Origin of the sequence: Endozoicomonas sp. ONNA1 (assembly GCF_024606325.1) — a bacterium.
Classification (GTDB): domain Bacteria; phylum Pseudomonadota; class Gammaproteobacteria; order Pseudomonadales; family Endozoicomonadaceae; genus Endozoicomonas_A.
The window spans coordinates 1-3,507 of record NZ_JAHHPN010000728.1 but is presented as its reverse complement, the minus strand read 5'-3'; the positions used below and the strand labels follow the sequence as shown (position 1 = coordinate 3,507).

Here is a 3,507-nt window from a genome sequence, read left to right as displayed (position 1 = left end):
TGAAAGTGTCAAACGACAGGCCGGGCAACAAGGAGAATCCATGCCAGAGGTCTTTGCCCTGAATGCCTGTGATTGCTCCTGGGACAAAGTGTGTGAAAAAATTCAGACGGCAAAAGCGGATGGCGGCATCGTGGTCATCTCGGAAATGAATCTGATCGATAGTCAGCATCTGGAAGGTGAGTTAAACGACATTCTGGCCGGTGACGCTCATCCCGGATTCCATCTGTTTGCCACCATCAACCCACCGGAGTATAGCGGGCGAAAACCGTTATCACCGGCACTGAAAGGGCGTTTTCGACATATACCCATCCGGCAGTACAACCCGGCAGAATTGCGTGCCATTGCTGAGAAAGTGTTGCCACAGACCTGGCACGGGAAAATCGTGGCTGAATGGCTGACTGAGCAACATTGTCGTTTGAGGGCCTGCCTGCAAAGGCAAAACTTACCATTGCAGCCAACCAGTCTTGATCTACAAAATGCGGCCCGGGCCATCGTCCAAGGGGGCGATTTTACCAAAGACGGACTTCATCAGTGCCTCAATCAGCATTACCGGCTTTATCTGATGGCCGCCGGGATCTCTCTGGGGGCACTACCAAAGTCATCGGCACTTGCCACGAGTAACAGCGCTTTTGATTATCAACTTTGGGATTGGTTCAACCACATGGTATCGGACATTGAGCGTCCGTGGGTGATACGACGCAGTGATCTCAACAGTATTGATGAGAAACGCCATGAAATTCGTGTCGAGACTCGTCTGACTGAAGAAGAAGCCAGAACGGAAATAATCAGGATGGTAGCTCAGGCCAGATGGCAGGCATCCGGCCTTTCCCTGAAACCGGATCAGTCGGATGATATGCTCACCAAGGCACTCTACGGACACTGGCAGCGACGATGGTTTGATCATGAGTTTGGCCAGACGGGCGTGGACGTTAATAGCGTGTTTCCACTGACGAAAGAGCAGGAGCAAACGCTGAAAATATCGACTTATCAGCCCTGCCTTCAGGAGGCTGATCAGCGGATAAGCGCAAGGAGCTCCGGGGCGCTTCCACTAAGGCCCGCGTTCTGGTATCAGATAATTGGTCAGTCGAACCCTGTTAACAGAGCGTCAACTATTGCCACTGATAACGCTGCTGAACAATACGATCCGGAAGTCCACGAGAAACAGGCTCCGGCATTGAACCGGACAACGAACTATGAATACCAGGAGAAGTCACAGCTTGACGATTATAAAATTTTTGATTGCTACCATTCTTCTCGTCTGTATCGCCACTTGGCACGGGATATTTATGTGACTGCCAAAGGCGATGTCAAAGAGATCGATCTCAATGATAAAGACATTGATGGAGTTGAAACCCTCATACCGGAACGGTTACCAGGGCAGGACCAACCAGTGCTATTAACCAGCGATCAAGCGCTGGCGACTTTTAGCTGTTCATCAAAAAACGGCCAATATGCCTTGCCCAGCCTGAACCCTGACGACCATATCGTGGCCCTGCGTATAGAACCTGATATGGCATTTACCCTGGTCCGGGATCGATATACCGGGCTTCACACACTGTCTGTCCCTGAGGCCAAAGCTAACCAGAGTATCCAAGTGACTTATGTCGTGCAATCCAGAGTAGCGAGTAAAAAAACATTTACTAAAGAAGCCCTGCAAGAACGATCAACATGGTTTGACACCCACTGTTCAGAAGGCATGAAAAACGTACTGGACAAACTGTTTAAGACCATTGGCCGACAACTACCCGAAGTACAGGCGCCATTGCAGGCAATAAAAAACGCCAAAGACAAGACACAACTCATTCGGGCGATCACGGACTATTGCACACAGTTTTCCGGTGAGATTCAACCAGAGAGTCATGAGAATTTTTTTGAATTCCTCGTAACAAAACGACAGGGTAGCTGCCATCATCGTGTGACTGTTTTTATTGCTTTTTGTCGTTATTTCGGGATTCCATGTCGGCTAATCGATAACTTTATCCACTGCTTTGCTGAGTATTCCGAGGATGGAGGCCAAACCTGGAAATCGGTCGATTTGGACGGGGGACCCGCACAGGTAACAACAATCACACCTGCCTTCCAGCCGAATACGAAAGGAACTGTTTCCAGCACTGAGTTAAAGAAGACTCTGGGTCTCCTGAAGGAATTCCTTAAAGGCGCTGATTTAACACAACAGCAAACTCTGGCTAAAGCTTGTGGCATGAGCCTGATGGAACTGAACAACGCTTTAGCGACAAAGAGTGCATTACCAAAAACCCATCTAAGTATTTTCGAAATAGTCCGTAACCTTTGGAAGGAAAAAAACTTAACCGGTTTTGTCATGGGCGTCTCAATGCTGGAGTCACTGGAGACAGAAACACCGAGTGGTTACGGGGTAATATGGAGCGTTTTTTTGGCTTACAACGAAGACAATTTGAGTAAACCAATGTCGGAGGCAATAAAAGAAATCTTGTCCAACAGCGATGAAGATCAGGTCACAGAACAACTCAAGTCACTCCATTCAAAAATGATTGTTCAGGGCGGAGCAAACCCTCTGCAATGGTTTCATTTAATTCTGGACATACTGAAGCACATTGACTTAACCAGACCTTCGGTTATTCAATTTGTCCGTAAAACCCTGAAATCGGGTTGGCTGGACCAACCGCCAATCAACGACTTCTATACAGGGCTTGCTGATATACACCATGAGACTTTGGTACGTCTGGAAGCCGTCGATGAAGTGAAGTTTGAAGCCGCCCATGCTCTGAAAATATGGTACCGGAAGTTATTTTCCAGAGAAAAAAATAGCCAGACATGGCGGTTGGTTTACAAAAGCTTCCAAAGTAGAAACGGTGAAGCCTGGTTCGTGACTCATTGTCATGATGGGTTTTCGTCATTCCTTACGTATAAAATTATTCAGTCGTCTTTACAGATCGCCTGGACGGACGACCCCGAGGGAGTTCCGAATATAGAACGAATGCTGGTGCACCACCCCGCGTTTGCAAAGTTGAGCTCTGGCAAGGCGAACCACCGTCCAGTGATTATCCTCGGGGAACCTTCCTGGGGAAAGACCGTGATTGCGGAAAAAGTCAGAGTCCTGTTTCATCGAAAAGTTGAGAGCAGCCCGGACTTGAAGCAGATAACGGAAAAAATCAAACTCAATCCCTATGGGTTAGCAGTTGAGGATTATAGGCTTTGGAATGGTTTAAGGTACAAATACCGGCAAGCGATTCAGCAAGCCTTCAGTTATTACCTGTATGAAATGACGCACTCAAAAGCCGGTGGCTTAACGTATTGCTGGGCCAAAGCTACTATGATTGATCACATCACACCAAAGGACTATCTGGACATCTATGGCGCTCATGAGCCATCCTCACCAGAAGAGCTGTATGCCATGATGTATAAAATTGATAGCTCTGACCCATTTGCGAAATCTCTCAGGGATACTCACTTACGGCAGGCACTCAACGCCGGTAACGCTCTGGTGCTCAGATCCGATGAGCTGACAAAAATTGCCGAAGAGTTTTT

At 47.9% G+C, this 3,507-nt stretch carries 1 protein-coding gene; it reads left to right on the top strand.

All coding sequences use genetic code 11. The features are described from left to right. Positions 1-40: 40 nt before the first annotated feature. A partial coding sequence (locus KDK19_RS17540) for a transglutaminase-like domain-containing protein (protein WP_257292473.1) occupies positions 41-3,507 on the top strand: 3,467 nt, incomplete at its 3' end.